General features: G+C 67.0%; 19 protein-coding genes. 13 read left to right on the top strand and 6 right to left on the bottom strand.

The genetic code is table 11. The features are described 5' to 3' along the window. Nucleotides 1-80 precede the first annotated feature (80 nt). The 4 genes from EJ105_RS10065 (at nucleotide 81) to EJ105_RS10080 (ending at nucleotide 5125) form a co-directional block, all read left to right on the top strand. A complete protein-coding gene (locus EJ105_RS10065; RefSeq protein ID WP_250166222.1) occupies nucleotides 81-1340 on the top strand; it encodes an ABC transporter substrate-binding protein in 1260 nt (419 codons plus the stop codon). An 81-nt stretch (nucleotides 1341-1421) separates the two neighbouring features. Further along, nucleotides 1422-2942, top strand: a complete 1521-nt coding sequence (locus EJ105_RS10070; protein WP_250166223.1) for an amidohydrolase family protein — start codon at nucleotides 1422-1424, stop codon at nucleotides 2940-2942. After that, nucleotides 2917-3864 carry a CobW family GTP-binding protein gene (locus tag EJ105_RS10075; RefSeq protein ID WP_250166224.1) on the top strand — a complete coding sequence of 316 codons (948 nt, stop codon included), beginning with the start codon at nucleotides 2917-2919 and terminating at the stop codon, nucleotides 3862-3864. The genes EJ105_RS10070 and EJ105_RS10075 overlap by 26 nt, the downstream gene beginning before the upstream one ends. Before the next feature lie 46 nt (nucleotides 3865-3910). Continuing rightward, nucleotides 3911-5125, top strand: coding sequence for an NAD(P)/FAD-dependent oxidoreductase (locus EJ105_RS10080; RefSeq protein WP_250166225.1), 1215 nt, complete (start codon nucleotides 3911-3913; stop codon nucleotides 5123-5125). Between the two features lie 15 nt (nucleotides 5126-5140). Here EJ105_RS10080 and EJ105_RS10085 read toward each other — a convergent pair whose 3' ends face one another. Next, a complete protein-coding gene (locus EJ105_RS10085; protein WP_250166226.1) occupies nucleotides 5141-5827 on the bottom strand; it encodes a DJ-1/PfpI family protein in 687 nt (228 codons plus the stop codon). Between the two features lie 94 nt (nucleotides 5828-5921). Between EJ105_RS10085 and EJ105_RS10090 the strand changes: the two genes are divergently transcribed. Further along, a complete protein-coding gene (locus tag EJ105_RS10090) occupies nucleotides 5922-6860 on the top strand; it encodes a GlxA family transcriptional regulator (RefSeq protein WP_250166389.1) in 939 nt (312 codons plus the stop codon). Nucleotides 6861-7165: 305 nt separating this feature from the next. Here EJ105_RS10090 and EJ105_RS10095 read toward each other — a convergent pair whose 3' ends face one another. Continuing rightward, nucleotides 7166-9274, bottom strand: a complete 2109-nt coding sequence (locus EJ105_RS10095) for a tetratricopeptide repeat protein (protein WP_250166227.1) — start codon at nucleotides 9272-9274, stop codon at nucleotides 7166-7168. Between the two features lie 753 nt (nucleotides 9275-10027). Here EJ105_RS10095 and EJ105_RS10100 point away from each other — a divergent pair. From EJ105_RS10100 to EJ105_RS10110, 3 genes are all read left to right on the top strand, one after another. Further along, nucleotides 10028-12451, top strand: coding sequence for an arylsulfatase (locus tag EJ105_RS10100; RefSeq protein WP_250166228.1), 2424 nt, complete (start codon nucleotides 10028-10030; stop codon nucleotides 12449-12451). 66 nt (nucleotides 12452-12517) lie between these two features. Continuing rightward, entirely contained in the window at nucleotides 12518-13132 is a 615-nt protein-coding gene (locus EJ105_RS10105; protein WP_250166229.1) for a hypothetical protein, read from the top strand. 469 nt (nucleotides 13133-13601) lie between these two features. Continuing rightward, nucleotides 13602-14672, top strand: coding sequence for a winged helix-turn-helix transcriptional regulator (locus EJ105_RS10110; RefSeq protein ID WP_250166230.1), 1071 nt, complete (start codon nucleotides 13602-13604; stop codon nucleotides 14670-14672). Here EJ105_RS10110 and EJ105_RS10115 read toward each other — a convergent pair. Then, nucleotides 14662-15903, bottom strand: coding sequence for an ABC transporter substrate-binding protein (locus EJ105_RS10115; protein ID WP_250166231.1), 1242 nt, complete (start codon nucleotides 15901-15903; stop codon nucleotides 14662-14664). The genes EJ105_RS10110 and EJ105_RS10115 overlap by 11 nt on opposite strands. A gap of 349 nt (nucleotides 15904-16252) precedes the next feature. Between EJ105_RS10115 and EJ105_RS10120 the strand changes: the two genes are divergently transcribed. The 5 genes from EJ105_RS10120 to EJ105_RS10140 are packed head-to-tail and all read left to right on the top strand — an operon-like array spanning nucleotide 16253 to nucleotide 20664. Further along, the gene (locus tag EJ105_RS10120; RefSeq protein ID WP_250166232.1) at nucleotides 16253-16720 is read left to right on the top strand and encodes an acyl-CoA thioesterase; all 468 of its coding nucleotides are present in this window, start codon (nucleotides 16253-16255) and stop codon (nucleotides 16718-16720) included. Beyond that, the gene (locus EJ105_RS10125; RefSeq protein ID WP_029554995.1) at nucleotides 16721-17494 is read left to right on the top strand and encodes an enoyl-CoA hydratase-related protein; all 774 of its coding nucleotides are present in this window, start codon (nucleotides 16721-16723) and stop codon (nucleotides 17492-17494) included. A gap of 25 nt (nucleotides 17495-17519) precedes the next feature. After that, the gene (locus EJ105_RS10130; protein ID WP_250166233.1) at nucleotides 17520-18281 is read left to right on the top strand and encodes an N-acyl homoserine lactonase family protein; all 762 of its coding nucleotides are present in this window, start codon (nucleotides 17520-17522) and stop codon (nucleotides 18279-18281) included. A 47-nt stretch (nucleotides 18282-18328) separates the two neighbouring features. Beyond that, the gene (locus EJ105_RS10135) at nucleotides 18329-19081 is read left to right on the top strand and encodes an SDR family NAD(P)-dependent oxidoreductase (RefSeq protein WP_029554993.1); all 753 of its coding nucleotides are present in this window, start codon (nucleotides 18329-18331) and stop codon (nucleotides 19079-19081) included. A gap of 44 nt (nucleotides 19082-19125) precedes the next feature. Next, the gene (locus EJ105_RS10140) at nucleotides 19126-20664 is read left to right on the top strand and encodes a class I adenylate-forming enzyme family protein (RefSeq protein WP_250166234.1); all 1539 of its coding nucleotides are present in this window, start codon (nucleotides 19126-19128) and stop codon (nucleotides 20662-20664) included. 100 nt (nucleotides 20665-20764) lie between these two features. Here the strand turns inward: EJ105_RS10140 and EJ105_RS10145 are convergent, their stop codons facing one another. Genes EJ105_RS10145 through EJ105_RS10155 form a run of 3 tightly spaced genes read right to left on the bottom strand, consistent with a single transcriptional unit; the run spans nucleotide 20765 to nucleotide 24512 of the window. Further along, nucleotides 20765-23149, bottom strand: a complete 2385-nt coding sequence (locus EJ105_RS10145) for a xanthine dehydrogenase family protein molybdopterin-binding subunit (protein ID WP_250166235.1) — start codon at nucleotides 23147-23149, stop codon at nucleotides 20765-20767. Further along, the gene (locus EJ105_RS10150; protein WP_250166236.1) at nucleotides 23146-23628 is read right to left on the bottom strand and encodes a (2Fe-2S)-binding protein; all 483 of its coding nucleotides are present in this window, start codon (nucleotides 23626-23628) and stop codon (nucleotides 23146-23148) included. The genes EJ105_RS10145 and EJ105_RS10150 overlap by 4 nt, the downstream gene beginning before the upstream one ends. Then, complete coding sequence (locus EJ105_RS10155) at nucleotides 23628-24512, bottom strand: FAD binding domain-containing protein (RefSeq protein ID WP_250166237.1); 885 nt, start codon at nucleotides 24510-24512, stop codon at nucleotides 23628-23630. The genes EJ105_RS10150 and EJ105_RS10155 overlap by 1 nt, the downstream gene beginning before the upstream one ends. Nucleotides 24513-24594 lie beyond the last annotated feature (82 nt).

Below are 24594 nucleotides of genomic sequence, written 5' to 3' on the forward strand. Positions count from 1 at the left end.
GCGGACCATTTTGCCCGGTTCCACCCGCCGCCTGCAACCAATCCAGGAAGCCGATACGGCTCGCAGGGGAACACCGGAAAATGAACCACGATCAAGGCATGCGGAGCCGCAGGGGTCTCCTGCGCGCGTTCTGGATATCAGGTGTCGGCGCCCTCATGGCCCTGGCCCTCGCGGCGACGCCGTCGGCTGCGGAAATCTCGGACGGAGTCGTGAAGATTGGCATCATCAATGACCAGTCCGGCCCGCTATCGGATCTTTCCGGCAAGGGGTCTGTGGTCGCCGCCAAGCTTGCCATAGAGGATTTCAGGAAACGCTCGCCCGACATCAAGGTGGAACTCCTCGTCGCCGATCACCAGAACAAGGCGGACGTGGGCGCCCAGATCGTGCGGCGCTGGTTCTCCGAAGGTGTCGACATGGTGGCCGACATCGGAAATTCGGCAGTTGCCCTCGCCATCCAGTCTCTCGGGCGAGAAAAGAACAAGCTGGTCATGTACTCCGCCGTGGGCACGGTGGAGATCACCGGCAAGCAGTGCGCGCCGACCGGGCTGGCGTGGCTCCACGACAATTACAACCTGGTCGCAGGCCCCATCCGCAAGCTGGTCGGCCAGGGGCAGGACAAATGGTTCTTCATCGCGGCCGATTACGCCTTCGGGCGCAACATGGTGGCTGAGTCCGAACGCATGCTGGGCACCGTGGGCGGCACGTCCGTCGGCTCGGTGTTCCACCCGCTTGGCAATGCGGACTATTCCTCCTTCCTCCTCCAGGCGCAGAGCTCGGGCGCCAAGGTCGTCGCCTTCGCCAACGCAGGTGAGCAGCTCGTTTCTTCCATCAAGCAGTGGAACGAGTTCAACATGAATGCCGGTCCGCAGACCCCGGTCGCGCTGCTGATGTTCCTCACCGACATCCACGGCATGGGCCTGGAGATGGCGAAGGGCCTGACGGGTGTCACCGCCTGGTATTGGGACTTGAACGACAACACCCGCGCCTTCGCCAAGCGCTTCTATGCGCTGCACGGCGCCATGCCGACGGCGCCGCAGGCCGCGGTCTATTCCGCCGTGTTCCACTATCTGAAGGCGGTGGCGGCCATCAATTCCGACGACACGGATCGCGTGATCGAGAAGATGCGCGCGATGCCGGTCGACGACTTCTACGCCCCGGGCGCCAGGCTCAGGGCCGACAACAAGCTGATCCACGATTTCTATCTGGTGCAGGTGAAGGAGCCGAAGGAACTGGAAAAGCCCTGGGCCTACTACAAGGTCCTGGAGACGATCACCGCCGATGTCGCCTATCGCCCCTTAAGCGAGAGCGACTGCCCGCTGGTTGCCGGCAAGCCGAAATAGACCGAGCGCGCCACTCCTGCCCCCGGCGCCTGCAAAAGTGGCGGGGGTGGGCGGGCATTTGAAGACGGAAGGCGGAACGTCGTGCCGAGCGAAGCTTTCGATTGCATCATTTCCGGGGGCCGGCTGATCGATCCCGAGACCGGCCGCGACGAGGTCGCCGATGTCGGGGTGAGGGACGGCGGCATCGTGCGGATCGGACGCATTCCGGAAGCGGACGGGACGCGCCGGATCGATGCGGGCGGACGCGTCGTGTGCCCCGGCTTCATCGATCTCCACGCCCACGGCCAGTGTGTCGCCGCGGACTGGATGCAGGCGTTCGACGGGGTGACGACGACGCTCGAGCTGGAGGTTGGCGTCCTTCCGGTCGGCGCCTGGTACGAGCGGCAGGAGAATGCCGGGCGGGTGCTCAACTACGGGGCTTCCGCCAGCTGGATCTTCGCCCGCAAGCAGGTGATGGCCGGCATCGTGCCCGATCCGGGCCGGCACCCGATGGAAATGATGGGGGAGGGGGCCGACAATCGCGGCGGGTGGTCGAGCGAGGTTGCGGGGGCGCGCGCGGTCGAGGACATCTGCTCCGTCATCGAGGCCGGACTGCGTGAAGGGGGGATCGGCATCGGCATCGCCCACGGCTACGCGCCGGGCGCCGGCATCAAGGAGATGACGCGGGTCTGCGACCTCGCGGCCCGCCATGCGGCGCCAACCTTCACGCACATCGCCCATATGGCCAATGCGGATCCGCTGAGTTCCGAAGACTCCTATGTCCGCATCATCGGCCTCGCCGCCGCCACCGGTGCGCACATGCACATCTGCCACCTCAATTCGACCTCGCTGCACGACATCGCGCGTTGCCGGGCGCTGATCCAGCACGCGCAGGCGCGCGGTCTGCCGGTCACGGTGGAGGCCTATCCCTATGGGACAGGCTCGACGGTGATTTCGGCGAGCTTCTTCGCGGCCACGGATTTTCCGGAGCGGACCGGGTCGGGATATGACAGCATCGAGCTGATCCACAATCGTCAGCACCTGAGGGACAGGGCCGACCTCCTTTCGGCGCGGGACGCGGACCCCGCCGCGCTGGTGGCGTGGCATTTCCTCGATATCGAGAGCGAACCGGCGTTCCAGAACCTTCTCGACCTGTCGGTGCTCTACCCCGGCGGCATCATCGCCTCGGATGCAATGCCATGGGTGGAGCCCGACGGCACCATCTATCGCGGCGAGGAATGGCCGCTGCCCCGGCGCCTGTCGTCCCACCCGCGCTCAGCCGGAACCTTCACCAAGTTCATCGGCGAGTATTGCCGCGACCGCGGCAAGATCGGCCTCGTGGAGGCGCTGGCCAAGTGCACGGTGTTGCCGGCCCGCCTGATCGAAAGTTGCTTGTCCAAAATGAAGCGGAAGGGGCGCCTCCAGGAAGGCTGCGACGCGGATATCCTCGTGTTCGATCCGGCAACCATCGCCGCCCAGGCCAGCTTTTCCCACATGACGGCGCCGGCCGCAGGGGTCGAGGCGCTGCTGGTGGGCGGGCGACCGGTCATTCTGGACGGCCGGCTCGACGCGCGCGCCCGGCCGGGGCGTGCGCTGCGTGGCCGAGGGCCGGCGCATGCATGAGGACCGTGCCGCGCGTCCTGTTCCCGTTGTCGTCGTCGCGGGCGCGCTCGGAGCCGGAAAGACGAGCCTGATCAATGCCATGCTGGACGGTGACGTGAAGTTGTCCCTGGCTGTCATCGTCAATGATTTCGGCGCCATCGCCATCGACGAGGCGATCCTCTCCGCCACCGGCCTTCCGGTCTTTGCATTGAAGAACGGATGCATCTGCTGCTCGTTGCAGGGCGATCTGCTGCGCACCCTTGCAGGGGTGCTGTCGGCCGGCCGGCCAATCGATGCCGTCGTGATCGAGGCAAGCGGCGTGTCCGACCCGCGCGGGATCATCGAGGCGCTGCATGATCCCGTCTTGCAGAAGGCCGTGCGGCTCGACGTCGTGGTGACGGTGGTGGATGCCGAGGCGCATGATGTTGCCGACGACCTCTGGCAGGCCCAGGTCCGGGCTGCCGACATCATTGTCCTCGCCAAGGTCGGCGAGACGGCCGCCGCCGATCATGCAAGCTTGCGGGCGAGGCTGGAGGGCATGGGCAAGTCGCTGGTTTTCGTCGCGGACGAGGACGGCGGCGTTCCGCTGGAGCTTCTTCTCGGCCAGCCCTTTCCGCGCGAACCGGCCGCTCCCGCCGAGGCCCCTGTGATCCGCGACGATCGCTTCGTCCATGTCGAATGGACGTCGCCGCGTGCCGTGGTCCTCGCGCGGTTCAGGGCCGTCATCGAAAACCTCGCGCCGCGTCTCGTGCGGGCCAAGGGCCTGATCCGCGTCGCCGAGCGGCCGGGCGAGACCTTCCTGTTCCAGCTCGTCGGCCGCCGCGCAAGCCTGCTGCCCTCGGATCTGCCCGTGGAGGGCGCGCGGCTGGTGCTCATCGGACGCACGGGCATCTTCGACGCAGCGGCGGCAACGGCCGAGCTCGAAGCGATGGCTCAGGAATAACAGTACAGTCTGCGGCCCTCACGCGGGCGGCTCTCGGGGAAGCAGCATGGCTGAAATTGCAGTTCTGGGTGCCGGCATGGTCGGCGTCGCCACGGCGCTGGCTCTGCAGGAGCGGGGACACGACTGTGTCGTCATCGATCGCGCGCCACCCGGCTCGGAAACGAGCTACGGCAATGCGGGCATCATCCAGGCGGAAGCTGTCGAGCCGTATGCGCTGCCGACAAGTCCGCTGGCGCTCCTCGCGATTGCGGGAGGCGCCAGGAACGCCGTCAACCTGCACTGGCCATCTTTGCCCGGGCAGGCGCCCGCGCTGTTCGGCTATTGGCGGTCATCCCTGCCCGGTCCGCTGGGCAGGGTCATTCCGCTCTGGCGCCAACTGGTATCGGAGGCCGTGCCCCGTCACGCCGCCCTCATTGAGGCGGCGGGCGCCGACGAGCTGATCCGCCGGGACGGCTATTGGGAGGTCCATGATACGGAGCAGGGCCTTGCAGCCGCCGTGCGGGAGGCGGAGCGCAAGGGGCGCGAGCATGGTGTCACCTTCTCCGTCGCCGACAGGGCGGGGCTTGCCGCAGCCGAGCCTGCCTTGCGGCGGGCGCCGGCAGGGGCCGTTCACTGGACAGCGCCCTGGACCTGCCTTGCACCGGGAGGGCTGGTCGACGCCTACGCGCGGCTGTTTGAGGATCGCGGCGGTCGGATCGTCGCCGGCGATGCACGGACCCTCCAGCGCTCCGGCGCCGGCTGGCAGGTCGCGGGAATGAACGCGAAAATCGTCGTCGTGGCGCTCGGGCCCTGGGCGCCGGAGTTGCTCCGGCCCCTCGGCTATCGCGTGCCGATGGTGCGCAAGCGCGGCTATCATCGCCACTATGGCGGCACCCACGGCCTCACCCGGCCCATGTTGCTCGCCGACCACTCCGTGGTGCTGTCGCCCATGCGCGACGGCCTGCGCATTGCCACCGCCGCAGAGCTGTCCGCCGCTGCACCCGCCACCAGCCCGCGCCAACTCGCGCGGGGGGAGGCCGCAGCCCGGTCCCTCGTGGATCTGGGATCGCCCGTGGAAGCAAGGCCCTGGTCCGGCACGCGCCCCTGTCTGCCGGGCCTGCTGCCGCTCGCCTGCCGCGCGACGCGCCACACCGGCCTGTGGTTCCATTTCGGCCACGGCCACCAGGGGTTTACCCTTGGGCCTGTCACGGCCGAGCGTCTGGCACGGGCCATTGACGGCGATGCGGCCGCGGTCGACGGTCTCGACCGCGGGGTCACATAGCCGCCGATGGCCGGCTCACCGCGCGCGGGCCGCTGCCGCTCTGGCAATGTCGAGCCGGCGCGCCTTCGCCACCTTCATCCTCGCCTGAAGCAGCGCCAGAACGTCGGCCGGGGCCGTCTCGGGCGATCCGGCATTGAACGGGGGCGCGGGGTTGTACTCCAGGCGCAGCTGGATGGCTTCGGCGGTCCTGCGGTCGACCAGCTCGGAAATCACAGTCAGGCCGAGATCGATGCCGGCGGTGATGCCGCCGCCCGTGATGCGGTTTCCGTCGATACATACCCGCTCGCGGCTCGCGGTCACGCCGAAGACGGGCAGGACATCGATGGCGCTCCAGTGGGTGGCGGCCTTGCGACCCTCCAGCAGCCCGGCCGCGGCAAGCACCAGCGAGCCCGTGCAGACCGAGGTGACGAACTTGGCGCCGGCGGCCTGCGCGCGCAGGAAATTCAGCACCTCGTCATCGCCCATCAGGTCGTCGGTGCCGTAGCCGCCCGGAACACAGATGACGTCGAACTGGGGGCAGTCGGCGAAGGCGGTGGTGGGCAGGATGGACAGCACCGTGTCGCTCTGCACCGCCTCGATGCGCTTCCAGACCAGATGGACCTCAGCGCCGGGCAGGCTGGAGAACACCTGCAGGGGCCCGGTCATGTCGAGCTGCGTGATGCGGGGAAAGACGAGCAAGCCGAATTTCAGGGATGAAGACATTCTACGACCTTCGGGGTCCGATCTTGACCCGCCGAGCATGGCATGGTGCGATCATATGTAGAATGTCACGGTTCCCTCGTTTTCGGCCATGGCGATGATCGGCATCCTGATCTTCCCGGATTTCCAGCTTCTGGACGCATCGGGCCCGGCATCGGTGTTCGAGATCGCGCGCCGCCTGGTTCCCACCGCGCCGAACGTGCAGATGATCGCCGCACAGCCCGGGCCGGTCCGCAGCTCCTGTGGCGTGGAGGTGGTGGCCTCCAGCCTCAAGTCGGCCAAGTCCATCACGACGCTCGTCGTCGCCGGCGGGCTGGGGGTCGAGGCCGCCATCGACTGCCGGACGACCCTCGCCTTCGTCCGCCGCCATGCCACGCGTGGCGGGCGGGTGGCGAGCGTGTGCTCCGGCGCCTATGTCCTGGCGGCGGCGGGACTGCTGGACGGCCGCAAGGCAACGACCCACTGGTGCCGCACCCAGGATTTCGTCTCCCGCTATCCAAAGGTGCGGCTTGATCCCGATCGCATCTTCCTGCGCGACGGCAACGTCTGGACCTCTGCCGGCATCACCGCCGGGATCGACCTCGCGCTGGCCATCGCCGCGGAGGAGCACGGCGATGCGGTTGCAAAGGACATCGCCTGCCAGCTGGTGCTCTACCATCGCCGCAGCGGCGGGCAGTCGCAATTCTCCTCGCTGCTGGAACTGAAGACCCCGAACGGACGGTTCGGCACCCTGCTCACCTGGGTTCGGGAGCATCTGGACAAGCCGCTCACCGTCGACATGCTGGCCGACCGGGCGGGGCTGAGCCCCCGCCATTTCGCGCGCATTTTCACCGCCGAGACCGGGACGACGCCCTCCAAGGCCATAGAGCGCTTGCGCCTGGAAGTCGCGCGAGAGTACGTGCAGTCATCTTCGGACCCCATCGAACGCGTCGCTGAAGTGACCGGCTTTCGCGATCCGGAGCGCATGCGCCGCGCCTTCGTCCGCGCCTTCGGACAAGCCCCGCAGTCGCTGCGGCGAGCGGCTCGGACCATTTAGGACCGCGCTTGAACTCTTACCCTGGCTTTCAGGTTCGAGAACCTGCGCCTCGATTGGCACCGTTGTGCTGGATGCCGGTGGAGGCGCAGCCGCTTTCCCAGTTCGGGGTCATCCAAGGCACCGCTGCGGCATCCATCCCCGCAGGTGGCTCCACCGCCGACAAGGCGCTGGAGGTGATCGACCAGGCGCAGGGGGGCATTGACAGGATCTCTCCGGCGACGAATGCCGCCCCTGGTACCGGCAGCGCAGGCAGTAACGGTTATGGCGCATGCGGTATCGTTCGAAGACTTCGTCGCGCAGGCCTGTCAGCGCGCTCGGAGCCGTGCGGCAATGCGTGCCACTTCGGGATTGTCCGGCTGAAGGCCCGCCAGGCGTTCCGCAAGCGTGCGGGCGCGGCTTACGTCTCCGGCGCCCAGCGCCGCATTGAGGACAAGTCCGATCAGCGCCGGATCGTTCGGGCTCTGCTCAAGCCCCTGCCGGGCCACGTCCTGTGCTTCGGATTGGCGGCCGAGCGATTGCAGGGCGATCGCCTCCACATAGGCGTAGCGCGCTTCGGCGGGCGCCAGCGCGCGGGCGGCGGCCAGCGCCACGAGCGCGTCGTCATAACGCTTCTGCCGCACGAGGGTGAGCCCGAGCGCATGGTGGAGGGCGGCGTCATTGCGCATGGCGAGCCCCTCGCGCAGCACCGTTTCGGCCTCCGCCTCGCGCTTCTGCCGCCGATAGAGGTCCGCCATGTTGACGCGCAGGGGCGCGAAGGTCGGATCGAGCTTGAGACCGGCGCGGAACTCCATCTCCGCCCCGGCTCCATCGCCCCGGCGCAGAAGGAAGGTGCCGAGATTGGACCGCGCATCCGCCCGGTCCGCATTCAGCCTCTGGGCTGCCTCGTATTCGCTGAACGCAGCGAGGAGGCGGCTGCGCTCAGGCTCGCCCACCTCATCCAGCGGGACATCGGCGAGCTGGTCCGCCGCCTCCAGCCGCACCGCGGCGGACGGATCTGACAGAAGCGGCGATGCTCTCCGCCAGCGCTCCGCGCGCGGCAGGCCGGCCGCCGCCCGCAGCCCCGCCACCCGAACCATGGGATCGGGATCGGCGAGGGCTGCCCGAACCGCGTCGTCGCTTGTGCGCGCCGGGAACTGCGCCAGCGCCCCGACGGCGGTGGCCCGAACGAGGCCCGGCACGTCCCGATTTCCAGCCAGCGCGACAAGGGCCGCACGGGCCTCTGCTGCCCCAAGGCGCGCGGCATGAAACGCCGGCCCCCAGCTTTGGAAGCCCTTGCGCTCCGGCCCATGCCAGCGCTCGACCGCCTCGGCGGCCCAGATCGCAGGCTTTTTCGTGTGGCAATCGGTGCAGGCATTGGGCGTGCCGAGCGCAACGGAGAGATCCGGGCGCGGAATGCGGAAGGAATGGTCGTGGCGCGCGTCGACCACCATGTAGGTGCGCTTCGGCATATGGCAGCCGATGCAGTCCGGCGCGCCGGGTCCCGGGACGTGGCCAGTGTGGCTCTGGACCGCGAAGCGCTCCGGCAGGTGACACTGGCTGCACACAGCCGCGCCGGGCGCTTTCAGGGCCGCAGTGTGCGGGTCGTGGCAATCGGTGCAGGCGACGCCGCGCTTGTACATCAGGCTCTGCTTGAAGGCGTGATCGTTGAACACCTCGTCCTGATTCTGCCCGTCGGGCTCGAACAGGCCCTGCTCCAGCAGCACGGGCATGTGGGTTTGCGTCAGCTGCTGGCCGGGCTGCCAGCTCTCGGACGAGACGCCGCGGCGGGCGTGGCAGCGCGCGCAGGTCTCGACAACGTCCCCAGCCGGCCGGTCCACACCATGGGCCGGGCTTCCGGTCTTCGGATCGGGAGTCCAGTCCACGACGGGCCGGGGTGCGGCCGCACTGGCAAATCCCGCATGAGATATCGCGCGATCGCGCGGCCCCTTCGCCCAGGCGAGGTGTCCGGCCCCGGCGCCGTGGCAGCTCTCGCAGCCGACGCTGATCTCGGAGAGGCGCGTGTCGAAGCGGTCGGCCGCCGCATCGTAGGCCTTGCGTAGCGCCGTGGAATGGCATTCCGCGCACATGTGGTTCCAGTTCTGCTGCGGCCCGGTCCAGAACAGAGGGTCGCCGGGCATGGGCGGATCATCCTCATAAAGATGGAACCAGCGCTGGCCGCCCTCGGACGCGGGACGCGTATCATAGGCGAAGGGCAGCGCCTGCACCCGCCCGTCCGGCATGGCGACCAGATATTGCTGGAGCGGGTAGAGCCCGAACGTATAGGCGATGGGGTAGACCGTCCGCTTCCCGTCCGAGCCGGCGATCTCCACGCGATAGCCCGTCCCCTCCCGGAAGAAGCGAGCGCTCGCCGGACCTTGACCGACCTCCCCCCCGTCGAAGCGACCCTTGACGGTTGCTTCCGTTGGAAGGCTCATGGCGCCGGAGTGCTGCGAGGCCAGCCAGGCCTTGGCCTCCGCCGCATGACAGCCCGCGCATGCCGCCGAGCCGACATATCCCTCCGGCGCCTGCGGCGTTAACGCCCCGATGCCGCCGGATGAAAGTTCGGCAGGTGCGGCCAGGGCACCCGCTTGGCGGTCTCGGTCGCTCCGCGCCGCCGCGATGAACGAGATCATCAAGGCTGCGAGGACGCCAGCCAACAAGACTGACAGGATGCTCCTGAGCCGCATCCTCTTCTACCTTCCACGGTACAGGTCCAGCAACGAAGACTATGTCCCGGAGCGGTCTCGCCGCCCCGCCGGGGCCGACCGCATCTCTACCGCACTCATCGCCCCCACGCATCAGCCAAGATCGTGTACCGACAGGCGATGGTAGCTGATTTCGCCTTTAGAGATAATTGGATGGCCGTGATCGGAGGCGAGGGCGGCCGACGCGACCTTCTCCTCGCCCAGCCAGCGCAGTCCCCTCGCGTGGCACGACCAAAGCGCTCAAATTTTAAGTGAATTGACTGACGTCAAGGCTATAATCGGACCTGTGACATCCTGATCGACATGTAATTATGTTCAGCGGTTCCAGAGTAACGACGCCAGGCTGAGCATGTAGTGATGGTAAATTCGACACGCGGGATAAAAGCGGGTCCGCTGACGTGAGCGGATATCTGGTCCGGCGCCGGCCAATGCCATGCACGAGAAGAAGAACGCGATCACAATCGCCAACCAGGGAGGTCCGCCATGAAGCCAGCCACTCTCCTTTCGATGGCCTGCATCGGCCTCGGCGTGGCCATCGCCGGCCCCGCCGAGGCCCAGCAGACCCAGCCTGTGGGGCCTTACAAGGACTTCAAGGGCAAGATCGAGCTTGATGTGCGCGACTCTGTGGCGGATTGGGGTCCATTCACGCCCAGGAAGGCGCCGGAAGGTGCGCCCAACATCCTGTTCGTGCTCTATGACGACACCGGCCTGGCCGCGTGGTCGCCCTATGGCGGGCGGATCAATATGCCGACGTTGGACAAGCTGGCTGCGGAAGGGCTGACCTATACGCAATGGCATACGGCCGCGCTGTGCTCGCCCACGCGTTCGACGCTGCTGACCGGCCGCAACCACACGCTCAACGGCATGGCCGCGATCACCGAGGGGGCCAACGGATTCCCCGGGGCGAGCGGGCGTATTCCGCCGCAGGCTGCGACCATCGCCGAAATCCTCAAGGACAACGGCTACAGCACCTTCTGGCTGGGCAAGAACCACAATGTGCCGGAGCAGGACGTGGCTTCGGGCGGAAATCGCAGCACCTGGCCCCTGGGCATGGGCTTCGACCGCTTCTACGGCTTCATCGGCGGCGAGACCAATCAATGGTATCCCGATCTCGTCGAAGACAATCGCTTCATCGAGCCGCCTTCTGCCCCGCAGGACGGCTACCATTTCTCGAAGGATCTGGCCGATCAGGCCATCCGCATGATCCGCGACCAGAAGGCCACCAACCCTTCGAAGCCGTGGTTCATGTGGTACAACCCCGGCGCCAATCACGCGCCGCATCAGGCGCCGCAAGACTTTATCGACAAGTACAAGGGCAAGTTCGACGACGGCTACGAGGCCTATCGCAGCTGGGTGCTGGCGCGCATGATCGAACGGGCCGTCCTGCCCAAGGACACGCAGCTGACGCCGCTCAACCCGCTGCCGGCGGACGCGGCCTATGCCCCGGACATGGTGCGGCCCTGGGACAGCCTCTCGCCCGACGAGAAGAAGCTGTTCTCGCGCCTCGCCGAGGTCTATGCTGCCTTCTCGGAATATACCGATGTCCAGATCGGTCGCATCATCGACTATCTGGAAAAGTCCGGCCAGCTTGACAACACCATCGTCATCTACGCGGCGGACAATGGCGCCTCGGGCGAGGGCTCGCCGAACGGCTCGGTCAACGAGAACAAGTTCTTCAACGGTTATCCCGACGATATCGCCGAGAACATGAAGCTGATCGACAAGCTCGGCGGCCCCGACACCTACGAGCATTTCCCCACCGGCTGGGCTGCGGCGTTCTCGACCCCGTTCCAGATGTTCAAGCGCTATTCGCAATATTCGGGCGGCACGGCGGACCCCCTGGTCATTTCCTGGCCGAAGGGCATCAAGGCGCGCGGCGAGATCCGCAATCAATACCACCACTCGGTGGACATCGTGCCGACCTTGCTTGATATCATCGGCATCGAGATGCCCAAGGTCTATCGGGGCGTGGAGCAGTTCCCCCTGTCCGGCGTCTCCATGCGGTATACGTTCGATGCCGCGCCCGACGCCCCCACGCAGAAGAAGCGGCAGTTCTATGCGATGCTGGGCACGCGCGGCATCTGGGAGAACGGCTGGCTGGCGTCCGCCGTGCACGCGCCGTTCACGGGCAAGGGCAAGTTCGATCAGGACCGCTGGCAGCTTTACAACGTCGAGGCGGACCGCTCGGAATCAAAGGATCTGGCCGACGCGCACCCCGAAAAGCTCGCGGCGCTGATCAAGGCCTGGAACGAGGAAGCGCGCACCAATCTGGCGCTGCCGCTCGATGACCGCACCGCGCCGGAGATGCTCGGCGTGGAGCGACCCAGTGCCGAGCCGGCGCGCGACCGCTACATCTATTACCCCGGCACGGCGCCGGTGCCGGAGGGCGTGGCGGTCAACGTGCGCAACCGGTCCTACAAGATCCTCGCCAATGTGGAGATCGACACCCCCGATGCGTCCGGCGTGATCTTCGCCCACGGCTCGCGTTTCGGCGGACATGCCTTGTTCATCAAGGATCACAAGCTCTACTACGTCTACAACTTCCTCGGCATCAAGCCGGAGCAGACCTTCATTTCCAATGTCGATCTGAAGCCCGGCAAATACACGCTGGGAATGGAGTTTACCCGCACAGGTGCCGGCCCGCACAGTGAATCGCTCGGCACCACCAAGCTTTACATCGACGACAAGGTCGTGGCCGAAGGACCCATGCGGACCCAGCCGGCCAAGTTCACGCTCTCCGGCGACGGCCTCTGTATCGGCTATGACAGCGGCGACGCGGTGAGCCAGGACTATACGTCGCCCGGCACGTTCAGGGGTGGCACCATTCAGGGCGTGGCCGTGACCGTGGAGAAGGCCGCCTACACCGATCTTGCCCAGGAGGCCCAGCGTGCGCTTGCCCGCGACTGATGCCATCGGCACATCGCAAGCGGCCAGTGGCCATCTGGGTGCGACCGCTGGGCGGCGGCGCGGGGCGTGCGCGCGGTCATGATCCCGACCGCAATCCTGATCGTCGCGCTCGTCATCGTCGCGCTGAGCGCGCTGATCGTGGTGGACATCCGAACCGGCGGCGAGAACCCGCAACTGGGTCTGCTGCGTCAGTGGCAGACGCTGATCGGCACCATGCTTGGCTTCGTGACCGGCGCGGGCATCCTGGCCATCTCCACCGCCATTTCTGCGGAAACCGAACAGGCGCGCAAGGCCGACGAACTGCGGCGTGTCGGCGAGGCCCTGCTTGTGGAAGCCAGCACGCTCAACGAGGTCCTGAAGCGGGCCGAGGGGCTGCAGGCCAGGATCGACAGTGCCAATGGCTCCTGCCCCTCGCAGGTGCTGGACATCAACGCCTCCATGGCGCGCGACACGCCCATGTTCGATGCGGCCGTTCCGCATTTCGTCGCCGTAGGCGCACCCAACCTGTCGCTCTTCGTCGGCTTCTACGCCACCTATGGCGAGCTGCGGCGCAATCTGGCGTCGTATGTGAGTCACGGCTGCCCGCCGGTCAGCCATGGGACTGCGGTATCGGTATTCGAGAAGCTGGCGTCGGCACGAAAGGCGTTTGACGTGATCGAGGCGCATTACCGCAAGGGGTAGGTTCCGTTGCAAACGTGACCACCTCGCGGACAGACAGCCACCGTTCCGAGCAGCGTGAACAGAGCCGGCAGCGTCACGATCGCCTCACCGAAAAACCGAACAGCTTCGTCGATCGCCCATCAGGCCCGGGAGCCGGCGTTTTGCGTGAACAAGCTGGTCCTTAGAGGGAGCCGCGCTTCAGTCCACGCCGGAAACCCTCCGGCGCAAGGCCGATTGCCTTACTAATCAGGGTGATCGCTTTATACTTTCTGTTTAGATAGTTCAGATTGTCGTTTTTGATGGGTGTCGGCATTCGTTGGAATTTTCAGTGCTCAATCCGCGCTGCACGACGGCGCGATTCGCGCGACGAGACGATTGGTTGATACTATAAGTAGACGATAATCCGATGCATGGAGTCTGCGTCCAGATGCCGAACGAAAAGCGTGCGGGCCCTGCATCGAATGCGAAGGCCGCATCGCGGAACCGTGCCGTGCTTCAGCTGTTTGAGCGCAACTGCTCGGTGGGCCGCACGATCTCGATCATGTCGGATGCGTGGAGCTTCCTGGTTATCCGCGAGGCGTTCTTCGGCGCGCGTCGCTTCGAGGAGTTCCGCACCGCGCTCGGGCTGCCCCGCGGCACCCTGGCGGAACGGCTCAAGCGCCTCACGGTGCGGGGAATTTTTCGGCAGGTCAGCTATTCGGCCAGTTCCAGCCGGGCGGAGTATCACCTCACCCGCTGCGGGATGGAGCTTTATCCGAGCTTCGTCGCGCTCATCCGGTTCGGTGACCGCTGGCTGTCGGGTCCAGAGGGGCCGCCGCTCAAGCTCATCCACGCCACCTGCGGGCAGGAATGCGAACCCTATGTGGCGTGTTCCCACTGCCTCGGCGAGGTGAAGGCGAACCGCGTGCGCTACCGCGACGGGCCGGGCGCCGGCCGCACTCCCGTGGAACCTGCGAAACGGGCGCGGCGCACCGCGGAATCCGCGAGCTTCTCGCGTGGGCGCCCGAGCTCGGTGTCGCGCTCCCTGGAGATCATCGGCGACCGCTGGAGCTTTCTCATCCTGCGCGAGGCATTCTTCGGCGTGCGGCGCTTCGACCGGATGCAGACCGAGCTGCGAATCGCGCCCAACATCCTCACCGAGCGGCTCGGCCGGCTCGTGGCGCGCGGGGTATTCGATCGGGTCAAGTATCAGGATCTGCCCGAACGCTACGAATATCGGCTGACCGAGATGGGCAAGGACCTCTACGGCGCGTTCATCACCATGGGCGCCTGGGGCGACCGCTGGCTGTCCTCCGGCGATCCGCCTCTCATCCTGACCCATCTCGACTGCGGCCACGATTTTTCCGCCGTTGTCGTCTGCGACAAGTGTCGCAAGCCGATCGAGGCGCCGGACATGCGCTACCGCCTCAATTACGATCCTGCGCGGTATGGCGCCCCGCAGGCCGGCGACCGGATGGTTGCGGTTCTGGTGCCGGGCGAGGATGCGCCGGCGCAGGATGTGACCCGGCCGGAGAAGCAGGCGGCCCCGCGCCGGGGCCGCCCGGCGCGCGCTACTTCTTGACCAGCGGGCACTGGCTCTGGGACAGCGGGCGGAACGCCTGCTCGCCCGGGATGACCTGCACCAGCTTGTAATAGTCCCACGGGCCCTTCGATTCCGACGGGCTCTTCACCTGATAGACGTACATGTCGTGGATGAACCGGCCATCCGCGCGAATGTAGCCGTTCTTGGCGAAGAAGTCGTTGACCTTCATCTCGCGCATCTTGGCCATGACGGCCTGCGCGTCGTCGGTCCCCGCCGCCTCGACGGCCTTCAGATAGTGCATGGTGGAGGAATAGTCGCCCGCGTCGCCCATGTGCGGCTTGCGGCCCATGCGCGCCTCGAAGCGCTTGGAGAAGGCGCGGGTCTCGTCGTCCCGATCCCAGTAGAAGGCATTGGTGAGCACGAGGCCCTGGGCATTTTCGAGACCCATGGAATGGATGTCGGTGATCCACACTAGAAGCCCGGCAAGGGACTGCTTGCCGGACTGCGTCAGCCCGAAATCATGCGCAGCCTTGACCGCATTGATGAAGACGGTACCGGAGCCGGCAACCGCGATCACGTCCGCGCCCGATCCCTGCGCCTGAAGCATGAAGGAGCCGTGATCGAGCGTGTTGATGGGGTAGCGGACCGAGCCCACCACGTTGCCGCCGCCGGCCTTCACCACCGACGCGGTGTCGGCCTCCAGGGCGTGGCCGAAGGCGTAGTCCGCGGTCAGGAAGAACCAGTTCTTCTTGCCCTGCTTGATGAGCGCATTGCCGGTGCCGACGGCCAGCGCGTAGGTGTCGTAGGCATAATGGATCGAGTTCGGCGTGCACATGTCGCCGGTGAGGCGCGAGGAGCCCGAGCCGTTGATGATGGCGATGCCGTTCTTCTCCTTCGCCACCCCGGCGACGCCGATGGCCACGGCCGAATTGATGAGGTTGGCGATCATGTCGACCTTGTCGACGTCGAACCATTCCTTCGCCTTGGCGATGGCGACTTCGGTCTTATTCTGGTGGTCGGCGACGATGACCTCGATGGGCTTGCCGAGGACCTTCCCGCCGAAGTCCTCGACGGCCATCTTCACCGCCGTGACGGATCCCTCGCCCGCTTCGTGGGAGAACTGCCCCGACATGTCGGTGAGAACACCGATCTTCACCACGTCGTTGGAAATCTTGCCGGCGGCTGGCGGAGCCGCGGGGCTCTGGGCATAGGCCGGCAGCGACATGGCAAGCGCGGCGCAAATCGTCGCCACGTGTGCGATCCTGGACATCCGTCTTCCTCCTGCATGATCCGGCGCGCCTTTCCGGCTTAGCGTCCGGCTGGTCTGTCCCTGCGCCGACCGATGTCTTTCATAAATGGACGTTTGAATTGCCGCGTCTCGGTCGCCCTATCCTGCAATGCAGTATGGACTGGTGCTTGCTGCAGGAAATGCTGTCGAAGGCCGGGCAGTTGGTCCCGTGTCGGTCGGTGCGGCATTGACAACAGCACTTTCAGTCTATTAATGCAAGTTACGAATTGATCAGCGGAACCGATCACCGCGGTCGCCATCGAGCGGCCTGGAGCGGCGGGCAAAAGCCGCAGGTGCCTGCCCGCGGGCAGTCCTTGGAGGGAGGCGTCAGGTGAGCGCACGCACAACGCCGGACCGGAGGCAGGACTACCCACACTTCCGGGAAATCGCGACGCGGTGGATGGACAATGACGTCTACCAGCACGTGAACAACGTGGTTTACTACTCGTTCTTCGATACGGCTGTCGGCCATTACCTGATCGAGACGGGCGCGCTGGATGTCCAGGCAAGTCCTGTCATCGGGCTCGTGGTGGAGACGCGCTGCCAGTATTTCTCATCCCTGTCGTTTCCCTCGATGGTGCATGCGGGGCTGCGCGTCGGGCGTCTCGGCACCACCAGCGTGCGATACGAGATCGGCATCTTCCGCGATGCGGACCAAGTCGCGGCCGCGCAGGGGCATTTCATCCACGTCTATGTGGACCGCGCCACCAACCGGCCTGTTCCACTCCCGGACAAGCTGCGCCAAGTTCTTGCGCCCCTCGTCGTCGACGAGGCGGGCACCGGGGCCAAGGAGGGCTGAATGGCGGATATCGAAGTCGCCGTCGAGGACCACATCGCGACTGTCACGCTCAATCGTCCGGCGCAGCGCAATGCCATGACGCTTGCCATGTGGCGGGACGTGGCGCGGATATTTTCCGAACTCGGCGCGGACCGTGACGTGCGGGCGATCCTGCTCGCGGGGGCTGGCGCGGATTTCAGCGTCGGCGCCGACATTTCCGAATTTCCGGTGGTGCGCCATACGCTTGAGCAGAGCGTGGACTACGAGGTCGCGGTGGATGCGTCGTCCGACGCCATCGCCGGGGCGGGCAAGCCGACCATCGCCGTGGTCTCCGGCTATTGCCTCGGCGGGGGCTGCCACCTCTCCATGTCCTGCGATTTCCGTATCGCCGCGCCAACCGCCATTTTCGGCATTCCGGCGGCGAAGCTGTCCATCGTCTACGGCGTGCGCAGCACCCAGCGCCTGCTGTCCCTCGTCGGGCTCACGCAGGCGAAGCGCATTCTCTACACTGCCGATCGCATCCCCGCCGGGGAGGCCCTGCGCATCGGCTTCGCGGACGAGATGGCCGACGACCCGATGGCTGCGGCCCGGAGCCTTGCTGGACGCATCGCGGCCAATGCACCGCTCTCGGTGAGCGGGGCGAAGTTCATCCTCGATGGCCTCGCCATGGGGCCCGGCGCGCTCGATCTCGATGCCGCCCAGGCGCGCATCGACGGCGCATCCCGCAGCTTCGACTATCAGGAGGGGCGCAACGCCTTCGCCGAGAAGCGCCCGCCGCGCTTCGAGGGGCGGTGAGCGGTCCCGCACGGGAGGAACAGCCATGAAGATGCACGTGCTTTCGGGCGGCCGCCTCCGGATGAAGCGGCATATCTACCAGCCTGACGCCGACCGCAGCGAGAGCATCGAGCTGCCGGTTGCCTCCATCCTGCTGCGCCACGCCCAGGGCAACGTCCTGTTCGACACGGGCTGCCACCCGTCCGTGGTGGACGACGCCGAGGCCCGCTGGGGCGGGATGGCGCGGGCCATGACGCCGATCATGGGGCGCGAGGACAATGTGGTCTCCCAGCTCTCCTGCGTCGGCCTCGGGGCCGACGACATCGACGTGGTGGTGTGCTCGCACTTCCATCCCGACCATTGCGGCTGCAACGGCTTTTTCCGCAAGGCGACGGTTGTCGTGCACGCGGCGGAACTCGCCGCGGCGAAGGCGGAGAATGCAGCTTCCGCGGGCTATCTCCCGGTGGAGTGGGATCAGGGCAATCCGCTTGAGCTGATCGAGGGGGAGAAGGATCTTTTCGGCGACGGCCGCATCACCCTCATCCCGTTTCCCGGCCACACGCCGGGCCTCACCGGCGCGCTCGTCGCGCTGGACCGCGACGGCCCCTTCCTGCTGGCCTCGGACGCGGTGAGCGTGCGCACCAGCCTCGACCCCGGCGTGGTGCCGAAGAACACCTGGAACGTCGATCTGCACAACCGCTCCATCGCAGAAATCCGCAGGATCGAGGCGGGCGGCGCCACCGTCCTGTGCGGCCATGACGATGCCCAGTGGCAGACCCTGCGGAAAGGGGCGGACGCCTACGAGTGAGGCGCGGGCCCGTTTCCATCCATCATCTCACGCAAGGCGGATTTTCCATGGATCTCAATCTGAAGGGCAAGGTTGCGCTGGTCACCGGCGGCGCGCGCGATGTGGGGCGCGAGATCTCGCTCGCCCTCGCCGCCGAGGGGGCGACGGTCGCGCTCAACTATCGCAATTCGGCGGAAGAGGCGCAGGCGGTCGTGGATGAAATCCGCGCGCGCGGCGGCGAGGCGAAGGCCTACAAGGCGGACGTGGCGGATTTTGCCGCCGTCAAGGCGATGGTCGAGGCCATCGTCACCGATTTCGGCGGCCTGAATATCGTGGTCAACAATGCCGGCCTCGCCATCCGGCAGAAATTCACCGACTCCACCGAGAAGGAGTGGAAGGCGCAGATCGATACCTGCCTCTATGGCGCCATCCATCTCGCCCACGCGGCCGTCCCGCATCTGGAGAAGGCGGGCGACGGGCGCCTCATCGCCATCGTCGGCGACTCCTCGCGCGTGGGCGAATCCGGCCTCGCCATCGTTGCGGCGGCACGGGCAGGCACCATCGCCCTCATGAAGTCGCTGGCACGGGAGCTGGGCCGCAGCGGCGTGACGGCCAACACCGTGTCCCTCGGCCTCGTCGAGACCGCCCATGACCGCTCGTGGGTGGAAGCCAACCGCGACAAGCTTACCAAATTCTATCCGCTGCGCCGTCTCGGCCAGCCGGAGGACATCGCACCCACAGTTGCCTTGCTCGCCTCGCCCAAGGGCTCGTGGATCACCGGGCAGGTGATCTCCATCTCCGGTGGTTTCTGCATGGTGTGAGGACAGCCGCGCACAAGAACGCGGTGATCAATGGGGAGGAACGGATGCTCAAGGCCGATCTGATCGCTCCGGTACCGGAGCTGTTGCGGCGGCATGCGACGGAACGCGGCGCGAAAGTCGCGTTCCGCGATACGCGGCGCGCCGTCACCTATGCCGAGCTGGAGCGGCGCACGGCGAACCTCGCCGGCCATCTCGCCGGGCTCGGCGTCGGGGCCGGGGACCGGGTGGCGATCCTGCTGCCGAACTGCGTCGCTTGGGTGGAGGCCTGCCTTGCCATCGTCCGGGCCGGGGCCGTCGCGGTGCCCATCAGCGCCGATGCGGCGCCGGGCGAAGTCTCCTACCGCCTGTCCGATGCCGCATGCCGGATCGTCATCACCACCGCCGCCCGCGCGGAGATGGTGGAGACATTGCGCGGCGAGGCGCCCAGCGTCGCCGGCCTGCTATTGGTGGACGCCCCCGCCGGCGACCTGCGCAGTTTCGAGGCGCTGGCGGAGCTGCCGCCCGCCACGCCTGCTCGCGATCTCGCAGATATCGATGCGGCGTCCTTCATCATCTACACGTCCGGGACGACGGGGCGCGCGAAGGGCGTGCTGCTCACCTGCCGCAGCATGCTGTGGGTGACGGCGGCGTGCTGGAGCTCCGTGGTGGGCCTCGGCAGCGAGGACAATGTGCTCTCGCCGCTGCCCCTGTTCCACTCCTACGCCCTCAACTTCTCGGTGCTGTCCATCCTCGCCACCGGTGCGAGCGAATACATTCTGGAGAAATATTCGACGCGCGAGGCCATGCGCCTGCTCGAGACTGGCGACTTCACCGTCTTCCCCGGCGTGCCCACCATGTTCCATTATCTGATGGAGGCGGCGCAGGCGGAAGGGCGCGACACGCTGCCGGGCCTGCGCGTCTGTGTCTCCGCCGGAGCCATCATGCCGGCGACGCTCAACACCGCGTTCGAGGGGGCCTTCGGCGTGCCGCTGCTGGATGGCTACGGCATCACCGAGACCTCCACGATGGTGACGATGAACGCCGCCTCATCCTCGCGCGTCATGGGATCGTGCGGCCTCCCCCTGCCGGGCGTGGCGCTGCGCATCGTCGATCCGGCCAGCCTGCGCGATCTTGATGCGGGACAGGAGGGTGAGCTGATCGTGCGCGGGCCGAATGTCATGCTCGGCTATCACAACAAGCCGGAGGAGACGGCCAAGGCCCTGCGCAACGGCTGGTACCATACCGGCGACCTCGCCCGCGCCGACCGCAACGGCTTCGTCACCATCACCGGACGGCTGAAGGAGCTGATCATCCGCGGCGGGCAGAACATCGCGCCAGCAGAGATCGAGGAGGTGGTGCTGCTGTTCTCCACCGTGCTCGATTGCGCGGTCGCGGGCGTGCCCCATCCGCAACTCGGCGAGGTGCCCGCGCTGTACGTGGTTCCGCGCGATGGCAGTTTCGATGCCGACCTGCTGCTCGACCACTGCCGCCATCACCTCTCATCCTACAAGGTGCCCCATGTGGTGCATCAGGTGGACGAGATCCCGCGCACCGGCTCCGGCAAGATCATCCGCTTCCGGCTGAAGGAGATGGTGCAGTCTTAGCCCTGACACGGCTGCATCGACCTTCCCGTGGAGCGACGGGCGCCGGATCCTCAGGGTTCGGCGCCCGATCCGCTTCTGCGGATCACAGCCGGAGCCTGTTTCAAAGGCGCGCCGAGCCTCGCGCGGCCTGCACCAGCCGGAACAGGCGATCCGGCGTTACCGGCAGGGTGTCCACCTCGATGCCGAGCGGCGCGAGGGCGTCCGACACCGCATTGGCGATGGCCGCCGGCGCGCCAATGGTGCCGCCCTCTCCCATGCCACGGAACCCGCCGATATTGTTCGGCAGGTCCGCCTCCACATGGAGGATCTCGATCTCAGGCATGGTGCTGGCGATGGGTACGAGATAGTCGGCGAGGCTCGCGGTCAGCAATTGGCCTCCCTCATCGTGAACCACTTCCTCCAGCAGGGCGGCGCCGATGCCCTGGGCGACGGCGCCGTGTACCTGCCCGTCGACGATGAGTGGATTGATGATGCGCCCGCAATCCTCCGCCACGGCGAAGCGCTTCACCGTCACCGCAAAGGTCGCGGGATCGACCTCCACCATGGCAAGATGGGTGGAGGCGCAGGCCGTGCCGAGATAGGGGTCGTAGCTCTCGGAGCCGACGAGATCCTCCCGCTGCTCGTGGGGGATGCGCCCCATCTGCGCATAGACCGCGTGGGCGACTTCCCGGAAGGTCATTGTCGCATTGGAGGAGCGGGCGCGGATGATGCCGCCTTCGGCCTCAAGGTCGTCCACCGGAACGTCCATGAGGAAGGCGGCGGCCTTCAGCACCTTCGCCTTCACCACGCGCGCGGTCTTGGTGGCGGCGCCGCCGCCGAGCACCGCCGACCGGCTGGCATAGGTGCCTGTGCCCATGGGCACGAGGGCGCTGTCGCCGTGCTGGATCTCGATGTCCTCCATGCGGCAGCCGAGCTCGTCGGCGACCACCTGGGCGAGTGTCGTCTCCAGCCCCTGGCCGTGGGAGGAGATGCCGAACGCGGCCGTCACGGCACCGGTGGCATCGATGCGGATGGAGGCGGTCTCCGTGCCTGTGTTGATGGGCATGCCCGGCGCGACGGCGATGCGCGAGCCGATGCCCGTCAGCTCCGCATAGCTTGCGAGCCCGATGCCCACCCATCGCCCCTCGGCCCGGGCCGCGTCGCGCTGGCGCAGGAGGGCAGGGTAGTCCACCAGCTCGCAAACGCCCTGAAGGCATTCCTGGAATGCTGAGCGGTCCCAGATGATGCCGGAGCCGGTGCGGTAGGGAAATTCCTCGGCCGTCACCAGGTTGCGGCGCCGGATTTCGGAGGGGTCCATGCCGAGCTTGCGGGCCGCCATGTCCATCAGCCGTTCCATGGCGAAGGTGGAGGAGGGGCGGCCGACGCCGCGATAGGGGCCGGTGGGCGGCTTGGGGGTGAGCACGCCGCGCACCCGGCCGCGATAATGCTCCATGCGGTAGGGGCCGGGTAGGAAGCTCACCACCTGCACGGGTTCCAGCGCGCCGGTCCATGGGTAGATGGAATAGGCGCCGATATCGCCGATCACGTCCGCCCGGAGGCCGAGCAGGCGCCCGTCCGCATCCACCGCCAGCTCCGCCTCGATGGTTTCATCGAAGGCCTGGCTCATGGCGGTGAGGTCTTCCATGCGGTCGGCGACGAACTTCACCGGCCGCTCCAGCTTGCGCGCGAGCACGCAGACCAGCATCTCCTCATGGTTCAACGAGCCCTTGCCGCCGAAGCTGCCACCCACGTCGGGCGCCACCACCCGTACCCGGTTGCCCGGAAGGTCGAGGCAGGAGCCGAGCACGTCGCAGATGATGCCGGGGATGTTGGTGGAGGAATGCAGGGTGAGGGCCTGTCGCCGCCGGTCCCACTCGGCCAGGTAGGAGCGGGTTTCCATGGGCATGGGCGTCTTGCGCGTCATGCGGAAGCGCCCCTTCACCACCACTGCCGCCGCGGCGATGGCCGCGTCCACGTCGCCGCGGGCGAAGGTGCGGGAGATGATGACGTTGGTACCGGCCTCGTCATGCAGGAGCGGGGCGTCATCCATAGCTGCGTCGTCTTTTGAGACGGCGACGGGCAGCGGCTCGTAATCGATGGAGATCAGCTCCAACGCGTCCTCGGCGGCGTATCGGCTTTCGGCGACCACCGCGACCACGGGCTCGCCGACATAGCGCACCTTGCCCTCGGCGAGGGGGCGGAAGGGCGTCGCGTAATAGCCCTTCATGCGGGAGGTGGGGATGGCCGGCTTGAAGTCTCCGGCGATGTCTCCCGCATCGAAGATCGCGACCACGCCGGGCACCGCGAAGGCCTCCCCGACATCGATGGACCGGATGCGCGCATGGGGCTGGTCGCTGCGCAGGACCGCCACATGCAGAAGGCCCTGCGGGGCCATGTCGTCCACATAGCGGCCCGAGCCGGTCAGCAGGCGCGGGTCCTCGGTGCGCTTGATGCGCTGGCCGACCAGCCGGGGGCGCATCTCCACGGAAGCGTCGAAGGCGGTCATGTCAGCGGCCCCCGTTCGCGCGCCAGCTCACGCACCGCATCCACGATGTGCTGATAGCCCGTGCAGCGGCAGATGTTGCCGGAGAGCGCCTCGCGGATCGCGTCGTCGGTCTCCAGCGGGTGGTGGCGCAGCATGTCGGTGATGGTCATCAGGAAGCCCGGCGTGCAGAAGCCGCACTGGAGGCCGTGGTGCTCGCGAAAGGCCTGCTGGACGCGGCCGAGATCGCTCATCCGGCCGAGCCCTTCCACCGTCTCGATGGTCGCGCCGTCTGCCTGAATGGCTAGGGTCAGGCAGGAGCGGGCGCTGCGCCCGTCCATAAGAATGGTGCAGGCGCCGCACACGCCGTGTTCGCAGCCCACGTGCGTGCCTGTCAGGCCAAGCTCGTGGCGCAGGAAATCGCTCAGCAACAGCCGCGCGTCCACCGCGCGGGTATAGGTGAGCCCGTTGATGGTGAGCGTGATGGTGGCCTGGTCCTGCATCACGCCGCCCCGCCGGTGGTTTCGCCCGTCCGTTGCCACGCCTCGGCGAGCGCGCGCCGTGCGAGCGCGCCTGCGAGGTGGCGGCGATAGTCGGCGGAGGCATTGAGATCGGAGTTCGGCTGGATGGCCGCCTGGAGCAGGGCTGCGGCCTCATCGAAGGCCGCAGGAGTGCCCTCGCGCCCCTCCAGAGCCGCTTCCACGTCTGCGAACCGCAATGCCGTGTCCGCGATGCCCATCATGGCGATGCGTACGTTCCGCATCCGTCCATCCGCCCGCGCCATGAGCACGGCGATGGCTGCCAGCGCATAGTCGCCATGGCGGCGCGAAAACTCCTCGAATGCCCAGCCCGTGCCGTCCTCGGGAATGGCCAGATCGACGGCCACGACCATCTCGTCCGGCTCCAATGCGGTGGAGAGGGAGCCGACCAGAAAGTCCCGTGCCGCCATGGTCCGGTCGCCGCGCGGGGAAGCGATATGGATCGTGCCGTCGAGCAGCAGCGTCATCATGGGCATCTCGGCGGCGGGGTCCGCGTGGCACACGCTGCCGCAGAAGGTGCCGCGGTTGCGCACCGTGAGATGCGCCACGTGCTTCATGGCGGCGTGGAGCACCGGGATGTGCCGCGCCACCAGCCCGTCCTCCGCCGTCATGCGGTGGCGCACCAGCGCGCCGAGGCGCAACACGCCGGCCTCTTGCGTGATGCGGTCGAGGTCCGGGATGCGGTTGATGTCCACGAGGACCGACGGCTTCACGAGGCGAAAATTCATCATGGGCATGAGGCTCTGCCCGCCCGCGAGCACCTTCCCGTCGCCGCCCGCGCCCGCAAGCGCCTCCACCGCGTGGGCGATGCTCTCGGCGCGCACATAGTCGAACCGGGCGGGCTTCATCGGCGCATTTCCGGCATGTCTGGTTCCGTTCCCTAGTGACTTGCATTATTAGACTATGATAGATCGTGTCAAGCTGCCCGGA

Source organism: Xanthobacter aminoxidans, assembly GCF_023571765.1.
GTDB lineage: Bacteria > Pseudomonadota > Alphaproteobacteria > Rhizobiales > Xanthobacteraceae > Xanthobacter > Xanthobacter aminoxidans.

Bases quoted from the DNA above. Each gene is read 5' to 3' on its own strand.
- EJ105_RS10065 (WP_250166222.1), top strand. From the start codon at position 81: ATGAACCACGATCAAGGCATGCGGAGCCGCAGGGGTCTCCTGCGCGCG.
- EJ105_RS10080 (WP_250166225.1), top strand. From the start codon at position 3,911: ATGGCTGAAATTGCAGTTCTGGGTGCCGGCATGGTCGGCGTCGCCACG.
- EJ105_RS10085 (WP_250166226.1), bottom strand. From the start codon at position 5,827: ATGTCTTCATCCCTGAAATTCGGCTTGCTCGTCTTTCCCCGCATCACG.
- EJ105_RS10090 (WP_250166389.1), top strand. From the start codon at position 5,922: ATGATCGGCATCCTGATCTTCCCGGATTTCCAGCTTCTGGACGCATCG.
- EJ105_RS10095 (WP_250166227.1), bottom strand. From the start codon at position 9,274: ATGAGCCTTCCAACGGAAGCAACCGTCAAGGGTCGCTTCGACGGGGGG.
- EJ105_RS10100 (WP_250166228.1), top strand. From the start codon at position 10,028: ATGAAGCCAGCCACTCTCCTTTCGATGGCCTGCATCGGCCTCGGCGTG.
- EJ105_RS10115 (WP_250166231.1), bottom strand. From the start codon at position 15,903: ATGTCCAGGATCGCACACGTGGCGACGATTTGCGCCGCGCTTGCCATG.
- EJ105_RS10125 (WP_029554995.1), top strand. From the start codon at position 16,721: ATGGCGGATATCGAAGTCGCCGTCGAGGACCACATCGCGACTGTCACG.
- EJ105_RS10130 (WP_250166233.1), top strand. From the start codon at position 17,520: ATGAAGATGCACGTGCTTTCGGGCGGCCGCCTCCGGATGAAGCGGCAT.
- EJ105_RS10135 (WP_029554993.1), top strand. From the start codon at position 18,329: ATGGATCTCAATCTGAAGGGCAAGGTTGCGCTGGTCACCGGCGGCGCG.
- EJ105_RS10140 (WP_250166234.1), top strand. From the start codon at position 19,126: ATGCTCAAGGCCGATCTGATCGCTCCGGTACCGGAGCTGTTGCGGCGG.
- EJ105_RS10145 (WP_250166235.1), bottom strand. From the start codon at position 23,149: ATGACCGCCTTCGACGCTTCCGTGGAGATGCGCCCCCGGCTGGTCGGC.
- EJ105_RS10150 (WP_250166236.1), bottom strand. From the start codon at position 23,628: ATGCAGGACCAGGCCACCATCACGCTCACCATCAACGGGCTCACCTAT.
- EJ105_RS10155 (WP_250166237.1), bottom strand. From the start codon at position 24,512: ATGAAGCCCGCCCGGTTCGACTATGTGCGCGCCGAGAGCATCGCCCAC.